The organism is Alcaligenes sp. RM2, assembly GCF_052931795.1.
The window spans coordinates 211723-226742 of the sequence record NZ_JBRFIO010000004.1 but is presented as its reverse complement, the minus strand read 5'-3'; the positions used below and the strand labels follow the sequence as shown (position 1 = coordinate 226742).

The following is a 15020-nucleotide window of genomic DNA, read 5'->3' as shown; positions in this document are numbered from 1 at the left end:
TAGTGCTCGGGCTGGGACATAGGGGTTTTTACGCCTGTGTCCCAGCCGGGCACCTTATTCTTCTACGTACCAGTTATCTTCGGACAACATGACCTGTTGATGGCCATAGCCTGCTGGCATCATGGGGAAACAGTTTTCCAGCGCCAGCACTTCCACGTTCAGAAAGAACGGGCCATCGTGGGCCAGACAACGCTCCAGCGCCGCATCCAGCTGATCGGGATGCTCCACGCGTTCGGCTTCCCAACCAAAGGCGCGCGACAAGGCCACAAAATCGGGCATGGCTTCGTTGTAGCTGTGGCTGTAACGACCATCGTGAATCAGCTCTTGCCACTGGCGCACCATGCCCATGTGGCGGTTATTGCACAGAATCACCTTGATCGGCGTGCGATGCTGCACAGCGCTGGCCAGTTCCTGAATATTCATCAGTACCGACGCGTCACCACTGACACACACCACCAGCTTGTCCGGATGCGCAATCTGCGCCCCAAACGCAGCAGGTACGCCGTAACCCATGGTGCCCGCACCGCCGGAAGTCAGCCAACGGCGAGGACGATCAAACTTGATGTACTGCGCAGCCCACATCTGGTGCTGGCCCACATCGGTAGAGACGATGGCATCACGGCCTTCCAGATGCGCGTCCAGACGTTGCAGCAAGTGCTGCGGCAAGATGGCGTCGCTATGAGGCGTCACTTTCAAGCACTCTTGAGCACGCCACACGCCAATGCGCTGCCACCAATCTTTCAAGCGACCTTCGGGCAATTCGTGATGCGACAGCTCTTTGCGCAGGGCGCGCAGCAAAGGATAGCAATCACCCACCAAAGCCACATCAGCACGCACCACCTTATCGATGGAACCGGGGTCGATATCAATATGAATCTTGCTGGCATGCGGGCAGAAATCAGATAGTCGACCGGTAATGCGGTCGTCGAAACGAGCGCCCACACAGATAATCAGATCCGCATGGTGCATGGCCAAGTTGGCTTCCAGCGTGCCGTGCATGCCCAACATGCCCACGAACTGCTCATCACGTGCAGGGTAGGCACCCAGGCCCATCAAGGTCAGTGTGCAAGGTGCGCCAGTTTCCTGAACCAGGCTGGTGAAGGCGTGGCTGGCATCGGCCCCGGAGTTGATCAGGCCACCACCACCGTAAAACACGGGGCGGCGAGCGTGCGCAATCATGGCGGCGGCGCGTTTGATCGCCGCTTCCTGGGCAGAGGCCGGAGCGGGAGGAGCCAAGAGGCTGTCAGCCTCGTCCTGGGCCGGCGCGTCGCTGCTGGCAGCGGGCAGGGTGGCGATCTGAATATCTTTGGGGAAGTCCAGCAGCACCGGACCGGGGCGACCCTGGGTACACAGGCGCAAGGCCTTGGCCGTCAGGGAGGCCACGTCTTCAATACGACGAACCTGGGCATTCCACTTGGTCACAGGGCGGGAAATGCCAATCGCATCGCACTCCTGGAAAGCGGCGGTACCAATTGCGGTGGTCGCTACTTGACCACTAATACACAGGACAGGAATAGAATCACACAAGGCATCGAGCAAACCGGAGGTGGTATTGGCCATACCGGGGCCTGATGTCACCAGCACCACGCCAGGTTTGCCGGTGCTGCGGGCATAGCCTTCGGCCGCATGTACGGCAGCTTGCTCGTGACGAACCAAAATATGACGAATTCGCGGCTGGGCATGAAGAGCATCATAGAGCGGTAACACCGCTCCGCCAGGATAACCAAAAATGGTATCTACACCCTGAGCGATCAAGGTTTCGAGCAAGATTTGCGCGCCGTTGTGGGCGGTCGTTTCAAGTGACATGGTTGCGTAGCCCTGCATGTTTTGTAAGATAGAGATCGCCGTCCAGTTTATCCCCTTTTACAGGCTGATTCCCCATGGTCACTCAACGCCAACCCTGGCACGTCGTCAAACCATCCAAACTGCATGGCAATGGCGTCTTTGCGCTACGCGATATTCCAGCCGGAACGCGCATCCTGCAATATGCTGGCAAGCGGCTTACGCCGGAACAGGCCGATGCCTTGTTCCCCGTCAATCCGGATGAGCCTTTCCACACTTTTTTCTTTGCACTGAGCAATGGCAAAATCGTGGACGGTGGTCAGGGAGGCAATGATTCACGCTGGATCAACCACTCTTGCGCCCCCAACTGTGAAGGTCACGAGAACGCCGATGGCTCGCGCGTCTTTATTGTGGCCATGCGCGATATTCCTGCCGGGGAAGAGCTTTTGTATGACTACTCGCTGGTCATCGACGATGAAATTACCGAGGAGCTCAAGCAGAACTACCGCTGCCTGTGTGGCGCTCCCCAGTGCCGTGGCACCATGATTGCCCTGCAATCAGATCGCTCCCAGGCTGTTGCCGACGAGCTACGCGAAGTGGCCGCAGAATTGGATGCGGAAATGGAACAGGCCCGCAAAACGCCGGTTTCATCCAAACAAAAAGCCGCTGATCTGAAGGCTACTGCCATTAAGCAAGCAGAAAAGGGCGAGTCCGATCAGGATAAAGATGAGGACGCGGATAGCGATAAAGAATCCTCAAGCGAGAAAGGCAAAAAGGATAAGAAGAGCAAAAAGAAGAAAAAAGAAAAAGCCAAAAACAAGGATAAAAATAAAGACAAAAAGCCTTCCAAAAAGGACAAAGAAGGCAAAAAAGGGAAAAAGGACCGTAAAAAAGAGTAAGCTGTCCCCCAGCTTGCATTAGCCCAGGCTGCCTCACCGGCAGCCTGCACCCTTGCTAATCACCCGCACAGCAAGCCCGGCAACACCCCAGCCGGGCCTCTCAGAGCGCCACACACAGGCCCATCTGTCGTGCCGGGCCAGGTTTCACACCTCATCAGCTAGGCGAAGCACCAACCCCCATATTGCGTGTGCCCTCGCCCCCATCCCTATCGTCTCTCCCCAGGCCAATGATGGCCCGCGGGTGCTATTGCACCGGGGGAAATTACTCACTGCCAGCCCCGTCTTTGACCGCTAGCATGTAGCTTTATTGCCAAATCTGACAGACCTCATGGATTCAAGTTCTACAGATACACCCGATAATCACGCCGCCTCGCCCGCCGAATCCGGCCTGCGTATTCCTTTGCAAATAGAGGACTGGGCTTCGGTCCTGATCATGGCGACCCTGGCTTTAATTACCTTTGCCAACGTGTTTGTGCGCTATCTGACCGATAGCTCCTTTGCCTGGACCGAGGAAATCTCCATCTTTCTGCTGGTGGTCCTGACCATGAATGCCGGTGCCAGCGCCTGTGTGCGCCACTTGCACATTCGTATTGAAGTCTTTGCCGATGCGGGCACGGTGCGTCGTCAACGCCGCCTGGCCCTGTTTGGCATTGGCATGAGCCTGCTGTTCTTTGTCGGCATGGCCATTCTGTCCGGCCGCATGGCCCTGGACGAGTTCGAGTGGGGCGATACCTCGCCCTCCATTGGTGTCCCGACCTGGTGGTACAGCATGTGGCTGCCCATCCTGTCCACTACCCTGAGCCTGCGTTTGCTGGGCATGTGGGTGCGTCGTTGGCAGGCTAAATCATGATTGCAACCTTGCTGTTTGTCATCTTCATCGGCCTGATGCTGGTGGGCGTGCCGGTGGGCGTGTCCCTGGGTATAGGTGGTGCCTTTGCGATTTTGATGTCCAACCTGGATACGCACTGGTTTGGCCTGATGGCCGTGCCGCAAAGCTTTTATGCCGGTCTGGCCAAATACCCCTTGCTGGCCATTCCCATGTTCGTGTTGGTGGGTTCCATTTTTGACCGCTCGGGCGTAGCCAGCCGTCTGGTGAACTTTGCGGTAGCGCTGGTTGGCCGCGGCCCTGGCATGCTGCCCGTTGTTGCCATTGGCGTGGCCATGTTCCTGGGTGGCATTTCCGGTTCCGGCCCGGCCTGCGCCGCTGCCGTGGGCGCGGTCATGATCGGCGCCATGAAACGCGCGGGCTATCCCGGTCCTTTTGCGGCCAGTATTGTGGGCGCGGGTGCTGCCACCGACATTCTGATTCCCCCTTCCATCGCCTTCATTATTTACTCGGTGCTGGTGCCCGAAGCCTCCGTACCCGCGCTGTTTGCGGCTGGTATGTTCCCCGGCATTCTGGCGGGGATTGGCCTGATTATTCCGGCCATCTGGCTATCGCGCCGTCACAAGCTGGGATTGGCCGAAGCCGAGCTGCCACGTCCGCCATTCTGGCGCAGCCTGCGAGAAGCTGCCTGGGGCCTGATTGCCCCGGTCATCATTCTGGGCGGGATGCGCCTGGGTCTGTTCACTCCCACAGAAGCGGCTGTTGTGGCCGTGTTCTACGGCCTGTTCGTGGGCATGGTCATCCATCGCACCATCAAGTTCCGCGATCTGTTTTTGATCCTGCGAGAAGCCGCCGAATTATCAGCCGTCATCATGATGGTTGTGGCACTGGCCGGTATTTTTGCCTGGGCGCTGTCCACCCTGAGCATTATTGACCCCGTCACCAATGCCATCATCAATTCCGGTCTGGGCGAGTACGGCATTCTGGCGCTGATGATTGTCATGCTGATTGTGCTGGGCATGTTCCTGGATGGCATCTCGATCTTCCTGATCTTCGTGCCGCTGTTCATGCCTATTGCCTACAACTTTGGCTGGCACCCCGTCTGGTTCGGGGTCCTGCTGACCTTGAACGTGGCTCTGGGCCAGTTCACTCCACCCGTCGCCGTCAACCTGATGGTCGCCTGCCGTATCGCGGGCGTCCCCATGGAAAGCACCCTGCGTTGGGTAGGCTGGCTGCTACTGGGCATGGGCTCGACCATGCTGCTCGTTATCGCACAACCCGAGATTGCCCTGTGGCTGCCGCGCTACCTGGGCTTTAACTAAAACCACAAGACTGAAACACAACTCATAGAAAGGGAGACCTGACCCATGAAATTACGTCACATTCTGGCCGCTCTGGCATGTACAGCCGCCACCCTGGCCGTGGTTCCCGCTGCCCAAGCCGCCTACAAATCCGAGTACAAGCTGTCCATCGTGGTGGGTACCACTTTCCCTTGGGGCCAAGGGGCGGTGATCTGGTCCGACCTGGTGCGCGAGCGCACCGATGGCCGCATCAATATCAAGATCTACCCCGGCACCTCGCTGGTACAAGGCGACCAGACACGCGAGTTCACTGCCATTCGCCAAGGCATGATTGATATGGCCGTGGGCTCCACCATCAACTGGTCCCCCCAGATCAAGCAGTTGAACCTGTTCTCCCTGCCATTCCTGCAACCGGATGCCAAAGCCACCGACGCTTTGATCAACGGCGAAGTGGGCAAGGACCTGTTTGGCTACATCGAGAAAGCCGGTGTGGTGCCTCTGGCCTGGGGTGAAAACGGTTTCCGTCAGCTCAGCAACTCCAAGCACGAAGTGACCAAGCCTGAAGACATGAAGGGCCTGAAACTGCGCGTGGTCGGTTCGCCGCTGTACATGGACACCTTCAGCGCCCTGGGTGCCAACCCCACGCAAATGAGCTGGGCAGATGCACAACCTGCACTGGCTAATAAGGCTGTAGACGGCCAGGAAAACCCCCTGTCCATTTACGCCGGTGCCAAGCTGTACGACGTGCAGCAGCAGTACCTGACCCTGTGGAACTACGTGTCTGACCCACTGGTGTTTGTGGTGAACCGCGACGTGTGGAAATCCTGGAGCGAGGAAGACCAGAAGATCGTGCGTGAAGCCGCTATTGAAGCCGGTAAACGTGAAATCGTGATTGCCCGTACCGGCATCACGGCGGAAGATCCTACCTTGCTCAAAGAGATCGAAAGCCACGGTGTGAAGGTCACCAGCCTGACTCCAGAGCAACATGCTGCCTTTGCCAAGGCAACCGAAGGGGTGGTCGAGAAGTGGACCAAGACCATTGGTGAGGATCTGGTGAAGAAGGCACGCGACGCGATTGCTGCCAGCCGCTAATTAGCTGGGTTTGAAAGACTGAAAGCCGGGCCTGAATGGGCCCGGCTTTTTATTGTCTGGCTGCCCCGCACAAAACAAACCTCATGAAAGCAGCAGCCTACGAGCGCAGCGTGGGGATACTTTCAACCTCCGGGTTACCCTCGAAGAAAGAAATGCCATAAATCGGCGGCACAACCTGAGGGCATTCTTTACAGCCTACACATATCAAAAACCAGCTTCCTTCTGAGCGATCAGCAAGTCCAAGACACCGTGTCAAGGCACGTTGACCGCTGAGCCCCAAAAAAATCCCGCTTATTCCTTGAAGCGTATCGCCAGCATTTCACCCGTCGCACAAACTTCGCCATTCGCGCTAAGCGACAGGTCCACCCAGACCTTGCGTCCATCCAGCTCACGCAGCTTGCCTTGTACCGTCAGCTCTGTCCCCATTGGAGTGGGACGCCGAAACTCCACTTTCAGGGAGGCTGTCACGCAACGGATCGGCTCCTCGCTGGTGCCCATCTCGATATTCAGATCCCTATAGATGAAGGCTGCCGCAGAAGCAGTACCGTGGCAGTCCAATAAGGAAGCAATCAAGCCGCCGTATACATGGTTGGGCACGCCACCGCTGTAAATCGGCTTGGGGGTGTAGCGGGCCACGGTATCGTCGCCGTCCCAGTAGCTCTTAAGCTGATGCCCGTCGGGATTATGTTTGCCACAACCGTAGCAATGGCTGAAGTTGTCGGCATAAAAATCTTGAAACGCTTTAACCATATGAGTATCTGCTGTCCTCAAAGAAACCAAGAGGCCGTGCTCCACTTGGTAGCACGGCCTATTTCTTAAGCCACTAAAGGTAGTTTGTCAGCGCTACGAGCCAACAACCCACCCAGGAGCGTAGGCACTAACAAGGCCTGCAATATCTTATTGAAACGCCGTTTCCAGGAAGCTGCGCAGCTTGCGCGAGTGCAGCCTTTCTTTGGGCATCTCGCGCAGCAGTTCCAGCGCCCGGATGCCAATATGCAGATGCTGGCCAACCTGACGTGCATAGAATTCGCTGGCCATACCCGGCAGTTTCAGCTCGCCATGCAAAGGCTTGTCCGACACGCACAGCAAGGTGCCATAAGGGACACGGAAGCGGAAACCATTGGCAGCAATGGTGGCGGACTCCATGTCCAGCGCAATCGCCCGCGACTGCGACAAGCGCCGCACCGGCTCGTGGTGGTCACGCAATTCCCAATTACGGTTATCGATGGACGCCACCGTGCCTGTACGCATGATGCGTTTCAACTCCCAGCCGGACAGCCCGGCCACCTCGGCCACGGCTTGCTCCAGGGCGACCTGAATTTCCGCCAGAGGAGGGATAGGCACCCAGGTGGGCAAATCCTCGTCCAGCACGTGATCCTGACGCACATAGCCATGTGCCAGTACGTAATCACCCAAGCGCTGAGTAGTACGCAAACCGGCGCAATGGCCCAGCATCAGCCAGGCAGCAGGGCGCAGAACGGCAACGTGGTCGGTAATGGTCTTGGCATTGGATGGCCCCACGCCGATATTGATCAGGGTGATGCCGGAATGATCGGCACGGCGCAAGTGATACGAGGGCATTTGCGGCGCGCGAGCCAAAGGCGAACCGGTTGTCGATGCATTCGCACCCGCCGGAGTGATGATGTTGCCCGGCTCCACCAGATCTATATAGCCTTGATCATCCGCCTGCAGCACTTCACGCGCCCACTGGCAGAACTCGTCCACATAAAACTGATAATTGGTGAACAGCACAAAGTTCTGAAAGTACTCGGGACGAGTAGCGCTGTAGTGCTGCAAACGATGCAAGGAGTAATCGATACGCGGCGCAGTAAAAGGCGCCAGCGGCAAGGGTTCGTTATGCACGCGCTCCCACGTACCGTTGACGATGGCATCGTCCATATACGCCAGATCCGGTACATCGAAGTGATCGCGCAAGGTGTCACCGGGCGATTCAGGCACGGTTGTCACCGTGGACTGCACACCATTATTCAGGGCGAAATGCAGCGGGATAGGCACGGAGGATTCCCCCACTTCCACCTGCACACCGTGATTGCGCAGCAGCAGTTCCAGTTGCTCCAGCAAGTAATCGTGATAGAGGCCAGGAGCGGTAATGGTGGTCATGTACACGCCGGGCTCGACCACATGCCCATAAGACAGGCGGCTATCCACTTCCTGATAGGTATCGACGCGCAAACGCACTGCAGGGTAGCAGGCTCTGAAGCGCTGCCCGCGTGGAAATCCGGTTTCCAGACACTGGGCAAAAGAGTCGCGCAAAAAAGCGGTGTTGCGGTCGTAAATATGGCGCAGCTGCTCCAAAGCCTGGCCGGCATCCTGATAGCCATTGAATGGAATCAGCTCCGGCGTGGACGTGATACGAGAAAAACCGCTGGGATCAGACATAACAAGTATTCCAAGGGGAAACAAAGACAAGCAGATCTGCAAGCATCATAAGCTGTTTATTGTTCCGCCTCCTACACGACTCCATGACAAATTCAGCCGCCTGATTCTGACGCTCATGTACCAGCCGAACAGACAGGCCTGACCGTCTGCCGCTTTCGCGAACCATCGCTCCCCAATACAGATGTTCGGCTATCGGTTTCGCCTGCGCTTAAAGCCATCAACCATATACCTTTGCAATGGCTCGCCTAGCGCCCCAGCGTCTTGCCATATCCGAGCAAGGCAACCCAGACCCAGTCCCACTCAAAGCAAATGTCGTTACTGGTTTTTGACTGAATCACAAGCCCTACTGTCCGCACAATGGACACGACTATCGTTGGTTTTGAGACTGAATTTACTCACAGGCCCCATTTAAACAGGCAGCTTTACCCCGGTTTTGGGCAAATTCCATTTTTCCGGGATCAGGCAGGTCGAGCCCTGGCGCAAGCCCTTGACCCAAGACCCTGTTTTTATGCTAATGGCGCTAGACAAGCGGCTTGGCGGGCATATCAGGTATTTCAAGCGGGACCAGATGAGGCAGCTTATGATGGCAAGTGGAAGTCAGGCACGTCTTCTACCTCATATATAAGACTTGCCCAAATCCAGTAAATACATTAAGTATGTAGTCTTAATACTTTTAGTATTAAATCCAGCTAGCGTCAGTCCTTCATAATTTAAGTTATCCAACCTGGCAGTGTGCTCGGCATGCGTGTGAGACATAGCTCGTCATCGCGCAAATTAGCTTGTATTTAGGCTAATTTACAATGGGTTAGCGTATTTTAATGATTTTCGCTTCAAGCATTTGCTCGCCCTCTGATGTCATTTGTGTCTTGGCGCCGCGTGGGTCTTGTCACCCGCGATTTCAGCAAGATCTGAAAGTGCTCTTGACCAGGTAATTGCAGTTAGCAAGGCCGTTTTGGCCTGCCACTGTACCGAATCACTTTTAACTATCAGCAAGGGTACACATGACCACTCGAATCTCCTGCCAGCGACTGCAAGTCGCCGAGGTGCTTCATCAGTTCATCGAACAAGAAGCCCTGCCCGGCACAGGTATCTCCTCCGAAGCCTTCTGGGCTGGTTTCGATAAGCTGGTCCATGATCTGGCACCTAAAAACCGCGCCTTGCTGGCCGAACGCGACCGCTTGCAAGTCGAACTGGACAAGTGGCACACGGCCAACCCAGGCCCCATCACCGATATGCCTGCCTACAAGAGCTTCCTGAGCTCCATCGGCTATCTGAAAGAAGCGCCTGCCAACGTCAAGGTCAACACGACCAACGTCGACACCGAAATCACCGAACAAGGTGGTCCTCAGCTGGTTGTGCCCATCATGAACGCACGTTACGCGCTGAACGCCGTAAACGCACGCTGGGGCAGCCTGTACGACGCGCTGTACGGCACCAACGCCATCCCTGACACTGACGGTGCTCAGCGTGGCGGTGGCTACAACGCCGTGCGCGGTGCCAAGGTTATCGCCTTTGGCCGTCAGTTCCTGAACGACACCATTCCTCTGGCTCAAGGCAGCCACGATCAGGCTACCTCCTACACCATCACTGACGGCGCTTTGCGCGTCACCCTGGAAAACGGCGGCACCACCGGTCTGAAAGACGCCTCGACCCTGCTGGGTTACCGCGGTCAGCCCGATGCGCCTGAAGCCATCGTGTTCCTGCACAACGGCCTGCACTTTGAACTGCAGATCGACCCCAACAGCCCCATCGGCAAGACCGACCCGGCTGGCGTGAAAGACATCGTTCTGGAAGCCGCACTGACCACCATCATGGACTGCGAAGACTCCGTGGCTGCCGTGGACGCCGACGACAAGGTCCTGGCATACCGCAACTGGCTGGGTCTGGTGACCGGTTCGCTGACCGAAGAAATCAAGAAAGACGGCAAGGTCTTTACCCGCCGCCTGGCTGACGATCGCCAGTACACCGACCTGAAAGGCGCTACCCAGACTCTGGCTGGCCGCTCCCTGATGTTCGTGCGTAACGTCGGTCACCTGATGAGCAACCCCGCCATCATTGACGGCGAAGGTCGCGAAATCCCTGAAGGCATTCTGGACGCCGTGATCACCACCCTGATCGGCATGCGCGATCTGGAACTGAAGAAAAACTCGCGCAGCGGCTCGCTGTACATCGTCAAACCCAAAATGCACGGTCCTGACGAAGTGGCGTTTGCCAGCGAGATCTTTGACCGTGTGGAAAGCCTGCTGGGTCTGGCTCCCAACACCGTCAAGCTGGGCATCATGGACGAAGAGCGCCGCACCAGCGTGAACCTGAAAGCAGCTATTGCCCAGGCCACCGAGCGTGTCGTGTTCATCAACACCGGCTTCCTGGACCGCACGGGCGACGAAATCCACACTTGCATGCAAGCGGGTGCCGTGGTGCGCAAGGCCGACATGAAACAAGCTGACTGGCAGCCTGCCTACGAGCGCAACAACGTTCAGATCGGCCTGCAATGCGGTCTGCGTGGTCGTGCCCAGATCGGTAAAGGTATGTGGGCCATGCCTGACCTGATGGCTGAAATGCTGGAACAGAAGATTGGTCACGTGAAGGCCGGTGGCAACACCGCCTGGGTGCCATCGCCTACCGCTGCCACGCTGCACGCCTTGCACTACCACCAAGTCAATGTGGTCGACGTCCAGAAGGGTCTGGAAGGCGACACCAACGACTACCTGGACAGCATCCTGACCATTCCTGTGGCCACTGACACCAGCTGGTCCGCCAAGGAAATCCAGGAAGAACTGGACAACAACGCTCAGGGCATCCTGGGTTACGTGGTGCGCTGGATTGACCAGGGCGTGGGCTGCTCCAAAGTACCGGACATCCACGACGTGGGCCTGATGGAAGACCGCGCTACCCTGCGTATCTCCAGCCAGCACATCGCCAACTGGCTGCTGCACGGCATCGTCACCCACGAACAAGTGGTTGAAACCCTGCAGCGCATGGCTGCTGTGGTGGACCAGCAAAACGCGGGTGACCCAGCCTACCAGAACATGGCCGGCAACTTTGAAGGCTCCTTTGCCTTCCGCGCTGCTCAAGATCTGGTTCTGAAGGGTCTGGAACAGCCTAACGGCTACACCGAGCCTTTGCTGCACCAATGGCGTCTGGCTTTCAAAGCCGCTCAAGCCTGAAGCACACCATACTGCCCGGAGTTCACCTCCGGGTAACAGTACCCCCAAAATCCCCATCTTGCTGGTTCAGGATGGGGATTTTTTTTCGTCTCCTGTTTCCAGCTTTGCGGCAAAGAGGAATTTGAATCGTCGCTCGGCACAAGCAGCATTTCCAAGTTTTCAAGCAGGTTTGAGTCTCGGGGCTCCGGCTTCGGAGCTTGGCGAACATCCCTGTTTGCCTCATCTCGTTATAAACTCGAACTCATAACGATTTTGACCGACAGGAAACCCCATGAAATCTTTGCTGTTTTCCGCCGCTTGCCTGCTGGCCATCACCACCACCGCTCACGCTTCCGACCTGCTAATCGCTACTGGTGCAGGCTACCGCAAGCCCGTCACGGAATTGATGGAAGCCTTCAATAAAGAAACAGGCCTGACGGTAGAGAGCAGCTTTGGCAATATGCAGCAGGTCCGCGCCCAGAGCGAGCAAAATCCAGACATTGCTGCCATTATTGGCGACCGCTTTTTTCTGGAGCCCATGGGCATTGCCCAGCAGTTCGTGAACATCAGCCAGGGTGCCCTGATGCTGGCCGTGCCCAAGGGCAAGACCATTGATTCCATCCAGGACTTGCAGCAGCCCAGCTATGCCCGCATTGCCATTGGTGATGCCAAGAAAACTGTCTACGGCCGCGCCGCCACCACCTGCATGGAACGCGAAAAAATCCAGGCCGAGGGTCGCAGCATTGAAGTCGCCAAGCTGCCGCAGGTATCCACCTACCTGCTCAATGGCGAGGTGGACGCCGGTTTCATCAACCGCAGCGAAGCGCTGGCCCACAAGGACAAGCTGGGTACCATCCTGCCCATGCCAGCCCAATGTCACGACCCGATTGATCTGAGCCTTGCCGTGCTCAAGGACCGTCCTGCAAGCCCTGCCTTGCAATCCTGGACCCAGTTCCTGGGCTCGGACAAGGCCAAATCCATTCTTGAGCGTCACGGCCTGTGATGTCCGCCTGGATGAGCTGCTCCAGTAGCTCGCTGGGCCTGAGTGTATATGTGCTGGCCGCCACCTTGGTGGCTCAATTGGTTCTGGGGGTAGCGCTGGCCTGGGTACTGGCCAGAAAGCGCTTTCCAGGCCACGGATTACTCGATTCACTGGTGAGCCTGCCGCTGGTTTTCCCACCGATTGTTATCGGTTACTTGCTGCTGCTTGCCTTGGGTAGACAGGGCTGGTTGGCCAGTGCCACCGGCTGGTCACCCAATATTGTTTTTCAGCCCGCAGCCTTGCTGATCGCCGCCTTTATCGCCGGGCTGCCATTGATGGTCAAACCCGTACAAAACAGCATGAACAGCCTGTCGCCACGGCTGCGTGAAGCAGCAGCCACACTGGGCCACGGCACCTGGTCCTACTTCTTCCGGGTGGAATTGCCCTTGCTGCGTCCTGCCTTGGCCACCGGACTGATTCTGTCAGGCGGACGGGCCATGGGAGAAGTGGGCATTTCGCTGATGTTGGGTGGCAATATCGCGGGTCGTACCGAAACCCTGTCTTTATCTATCTACAACGCCGTCCTGGATGGCGACACAGACTGTGCCAATGCGCTGTCCTGCTTGCTGGGGCTGACGGCATTAGCCTGCTTTTGGGCGCTGCGGCGCTACGGGAATCAAAAATGACGGTTTTTTTTGAACAAAGCCAAATCGACCAATGGATTGGCGAGGATGCCTCCTACCTGGATCTGACCAGCCACATGCTGGGACTGCACAACCAGAACACCACACTGCGTTACGTCGTGCGTGACCATATCCGCGTGGCAGGCACTGAGGAGGTGGCCGAGATTGTGCGCTCTTGCGGCGGTCAGACTCAGCACTACACCCCCAGCGGTGTGGCGGCCATGCCCGGTCAGACCATCTTGCTGGCACAAGGCCCCGCCAAAGCCTTGCTGCGCGCCTGGAAGGTCGGCCAGAACCTGCTGGAGTTTGCCTGCGGCATCGCCACCCTGACACATCAAGTCGTGCAAGCCGTGCAAACGGTAGATGCCTCGGTGGCTGTGCTGACCACTCGCAAACATGCGCCTGGGGTACGCAAGCTGGCCTTGAAAGCCACACTATCGGGCGGAGCCATGCCGCATCGGCTGGGACTGGGCGAAACCATTTTGATCTTCCCCCAGCACCGCGCGCTGATGGGTGGCTGGGAGGAGGTGGGCCATGCGATTGCCCGTCACAAATACGCCTTGTGCGAAAAGAAAATCGTGATCGAAGCGACAGATCTGGATGAAGCCTATAGCGCGGCTCAGGCGGGTGCGGACGTGGTGCAGTTCGACAAAGTCCCGCCCGAGACCCTGGCACAAATTGTGCCTGCGCTGCGCAACGCGCATCCCAACGTCACCATTCTGGCAGCGGGTGGGATTCATGCAGGTAACGCAGCCGCCTATGCCGCAACAGGTGTCAATGCCTTGGTGACCAGCAGCCTGCACTACGCGAAACCGGCCGATATTGGAGTGAAGATCAACTTGGCAGAGCCAGCAGAATCGCAAGAGCCGCTTGTTGCCAGCAAACTGGAAGGGCTGGAATAAGGTCACCGGCCGCTCACTGTTTGTCAGCCTGACCCACTAGGGTGTTAAGCGAAAACAAAGAAGGTGAGCTCCGGCATTAGAGCCAGTCATCAAACGACAGAGTTGCAAAGCACCACCAATAGAAAAACAGATCGCTGAATCCGACAAAAAATGCGGAAATCAGCATGAACCTTACGCCTGGCATCTGCCCCCTGGCGGCTTGGAAAGCATGCAGCTCCGTGAACACGTTTTCACAAAAAAGGTGGGCTCAGACAGTCTCCTTAGACCCCAAATGCTGCAACAAGCGCTGCATGGGTTTGGATAGGGCGCCCCAGTCCTGATAACACAGGCACAAGGAGCGCTTGGCCCAGGCGTCACTCAAAGGCCGCGCCACAAAGCCATGGCGACGCCTGTAGCGGCTGGCCACGCCTTGCGGCACAATCCCCAGGCCCACGCAGGGCTCATGCAGAACATCCTGCAAGCTCAATTTGCTGTGTGCCGCCAAAGGGTGAGCCGCAGCCATAATCAGTACCAGATGATCCTTGGCCACCGGCTCCAGCATCAGCCCCGGTGCCTGCACTGCATCCGACACCACACCGGCCTGGGCCAAACCGGCGGCAACCGTACGCACAATATCTGCGCTGGTACGCTCTTTCAGTTCGATATGCAGATTGGGGCACCGTGCCAGCCAGGGAGCCAAGCGCGACGGTAGAAACTCGGTTAAGGCCGCCGTATTCGCATACAGATGCAAAGTCCCCCGCGCTCCAACAGCGAAATCCTGCAATTCGCCTTTCAGCAGAGCATGCTGACGCAGCATCAGCCATTACCACTGTGAAATCCAGGGAGAAGACGGCAAGATGATTGCGACAGTGGAAAGCGCCGTCATGACCTTGAAAGGGGATCGGGCCCAGGGGCGTTAAAACTCCTGCTGCAGACTTCTTCAAGCCTCAACCACAGCACCAAGAAGCAGACAGCCTCTTTTAAACTTAAATAAAATAGAAAACTGGCTATCTATCTGTAAATAAATA

Annotated in this window: 12 protein-coding genes; 8 read left to right on the top strand and 4 right to left on the bottom strand. The window is 57.1% G+C overall.

Annotated features, from left to right (window positions below):
* Positions 1 to 54 precede the first annotated feature (54 nt).
* Positions 55 to 1824: a biosynthetic-type acetolactate synthase large subunit gene (ilvB, locus tag ACU6HM_RS14815; RefSeq protein WP_324577719.1), complete on the bottom strand. Its 1770-nt coding sequence runs from the start codon at positions 1822 to 1824 to the stop codon at positions 55 to 57.
* Positions 1825 to 1880: 56 nt separating this feature from the next.
* On the opposite strand from ilvB, the gene ACU6HM_RS14810 reads away from it, so the two are divergent.
* The 4 genes from ACU6HM_RS14810 (at position 1881) to ACU6HM_RS14795 (ending at position 5900) form a co-directional block, all read left to right on the top strand.
* Positions 1881 to 2681, top strand: a complete 801-nt coding sequence (locus ACU6HM_RS14810) for an SET domain-containing protein (protein WP_035269291.1) — start codon at positions 1881 to 1883, stop codon at positions 2679 to 2681.
* A 328-nt stretch (positions 2682 to 3009) separates the two neighbouring features.
* Positions 3010 to 3531: a TRAP transporter small permease gene (locus tag ACU6HM_RS14805; RefSeq protein ID WP_009463614.1), complete on the top strand. Its 522-nt coding sequence runs from the start codon at positions 3010 to 3012 to the stop codon at positions 3529 to 3531.
* Positions 3528 to 4829: a TRAP transporter large permease gene (locus tag ACU6HM_RS14800; protein WP_009461177.1), complete on the top strand. Its 1302-nt coding sequence runs from the start codon at positions 3528 to 3530 to the stop codon at positions 4827 to 4829. Before ACU6HM_RS14805 ends, ACU6HM_RS14800 begins: the two co-directional genes overlap by 4 nt.
* A 45-nt stretch (positions 4830 to 4874) precedes the next feature.
* A complete protein-coding gene (locus ACU6HM_RS14795) occupies positions 4875 to 5900 on the top strand; it encodes a DctP family TRAP transporter solute-binding subunit (RefSeq protein WP_009461178.1) in 1026 nt (341 codons plus the stop codon).
* 291 nt (positions 5901 to 6191) lie between these two features.
* Here the strand turns inward: ACU6HM_RS14795 and ACU6HM_RS14790 are convergent, their stop codons facing one another.
* Both ACU6HM_RS14790 and ACU6HM_RS14785 read right to left on the bottom strand, forming a co-directional pair.
* Entirely contained in the window at positions 6192 to 6650 is a 459-nt protein-coding gene (locus tag ACU6HM_RS14790) for a PaaI family thioesterase (RefSeq protein WP_203145230.1), read from the bottom strand.
* A gap of 147 nt (positions 6651 to 6797) precedes the next feature.
* Entirely contained in the window at positions 6798 to 8300 is a 1503-nt protein-coding gene (locus ACU6HM_RS14785; protein ID WP_026483878.1) for an AMP nucleosidase, read from the bottom strand.
* A 1001-nt stretch (positions 8301 to 9301) separates the two neighbouring features.
* On the opposite strand from ACU6HM_RS14785, the gene ACU6HM_RS14780 reads away from it, so the two are divergent.
* The 4 genes from ACU6HM_RS14780 to modD all read left to right on the top strand — a co-directional run bounded on the left by ACU6HM_RS14780 (position 9302) and on the right by modD (position 14013).
* A complete protein-coding gene (locus ACU6HM_RS14780) occupies positions 9302 to 11467 on the top strand; it encodes a malate synthase G (RefSeq protein WP_009461182.1) in 2166 nt (721 codons plus the stop codon).
* 271 nt (positions 11468 to 11738) lie between these two features.
* The gene (modA, locus tag ACU6HM_RS14775) at positions 11739 to 12449 is read left to right on the top strand and encodes a molybdate ABC transporter substrate-binding protein (protein WP_446763997.1); all 711 of its coding nucleotides are present in this window, start codon (positions 11739 to 11741) and stop codon (positions 12447 to 12449) included.
* Positions 12450 to 12460: 11 nt separating this feature from the next.
* Positions 12461 to 13114: a molybdate ABC transporter permease subunit gene (gene modB / locus ACU6HM_RS14770; protein WP_446763996.1), complete on the top strand. Its 654-nt coding sequence runs from the start codon at positions 12461 to 12463 to the stop codon at positions 13112 to 13114.
* A complete protein-coding gene (modD, locus tag ACU6HM_RS14765; RefSeq protein ID WP_446763995.1) occupies positions 13111 to 14013 on the top strand; it encodes a ModD protein in 903 nt (300 codons plus the stop codon). Before modB ends, modD begins: the two co-directional genes overlap by 4 nt.
* A gap of 247 nt (positions 14014 to 14260) precedes the next feature.
* Here the strand turns inward: modD and ACU6HM_RS14760 are convergent, their stop codons facing one another.
* The gene (locus ACU6HM_RS14760; RefSeq protein WP_446763994.1) at positions 14261 to 14809 is read right to left on the bottom strand and encodes a LysR substrate-binding domain-containing protein; all 549 of its coding nucleotides are present in this window, start codon (positions 14807 to 14809) and stop codon (positions 14261 to 14263) included.
* Positions 14810 to 15020 lie beyond the last annotated feature (211 nt).

Excerpts from the sequence above, each read along its gene's own strand:
- ilvB (WP_324577719.1), bottom strand. The coding sequence starts at position 1,824 with ATGCAGGGCTACGCAACCATGTCACTTGAAACGACCGCCCACAACGGC.
- ACU6HM_RS14810 (WP_035269291.1), top strand. The coding sequence starts at position 1,881 with ATGGTCACTCAACGCCAACCCTGGCACGTCGTCAAACCATCCAAACTG.
- ACU6HM_RS14805 (WP_009463614.1), top strand. The coding sequence starts at position 3,010 with ATGGATTCAAGTTCTACAGATACACCCGATAATCACGCCGCCTCGCCC.
- ACU6HM_RS14800 (WP_009461177.1), top strand. The coding sequence starts at position 3,528 with ATGATTGCAACCTTGCTGTTTGTCATCTTCATCGGCCTGATGCTGGTG.
- ACU6HM_RS14795 (WP_009461178.1), top strand. The coding sequence starts at position 4,875 with ATGAAATTACGTCACATTCTGGCCGCTCTGGCATGTACAGCCGCCACC.
- ACU6HM_RS14790 (WP_203145230.1), bottom strand. The coding sequence starts at position 6,650 with ATGGTTAAAGCGTTTCAAGATTTTTATGCCGACAACTTCAGCCATTGC.
- ACU6HM_RS14785 (WP_026483878.1), bottom strand. The coding sequence starts at position 8,300 with ATGTCTGATCCCAGCGGTTTTTCTCGTATCACGTCCACGCCGGAGCTG.
- ACU6HM_RS14780 (WP_009461182.1), top strand. The coding sequence starts at position 9,302 with ATGACCACTCGAATCTCCTGCCAGCGACTGCAAGTCGCCGAGGTGCTT.
- modA (WP_446763997.1), top strand. The coding sequence starts at position 11,739 with ATGAAATCTTTGCTGTTTTCCGCCGCTTGCCTGCTGGCCATCACCACC.
- modB (WP_446763996.1), top strand. The coding sequence starts at position 12,461 with ATGAGCTGCTCCAGTAGCTCGCTGGGCCTGAGTGTATATGTGCTGGCC.
- modD (WP_446763995.1), top strand. The coding sequence starts at position 13,111 with ATGACGGTTTTTTTTGAACAAAGCCAAATCGACCAATGGATTGGCGAG.
- ACU6HM_RS14760 (WP_446763994.1), bottom strand. The coding sequence starts at position 14,809 with ATGCTGCGTCAGCATGCTCTGCTGAAAGGCGAATTGCAGGATTTCGCT.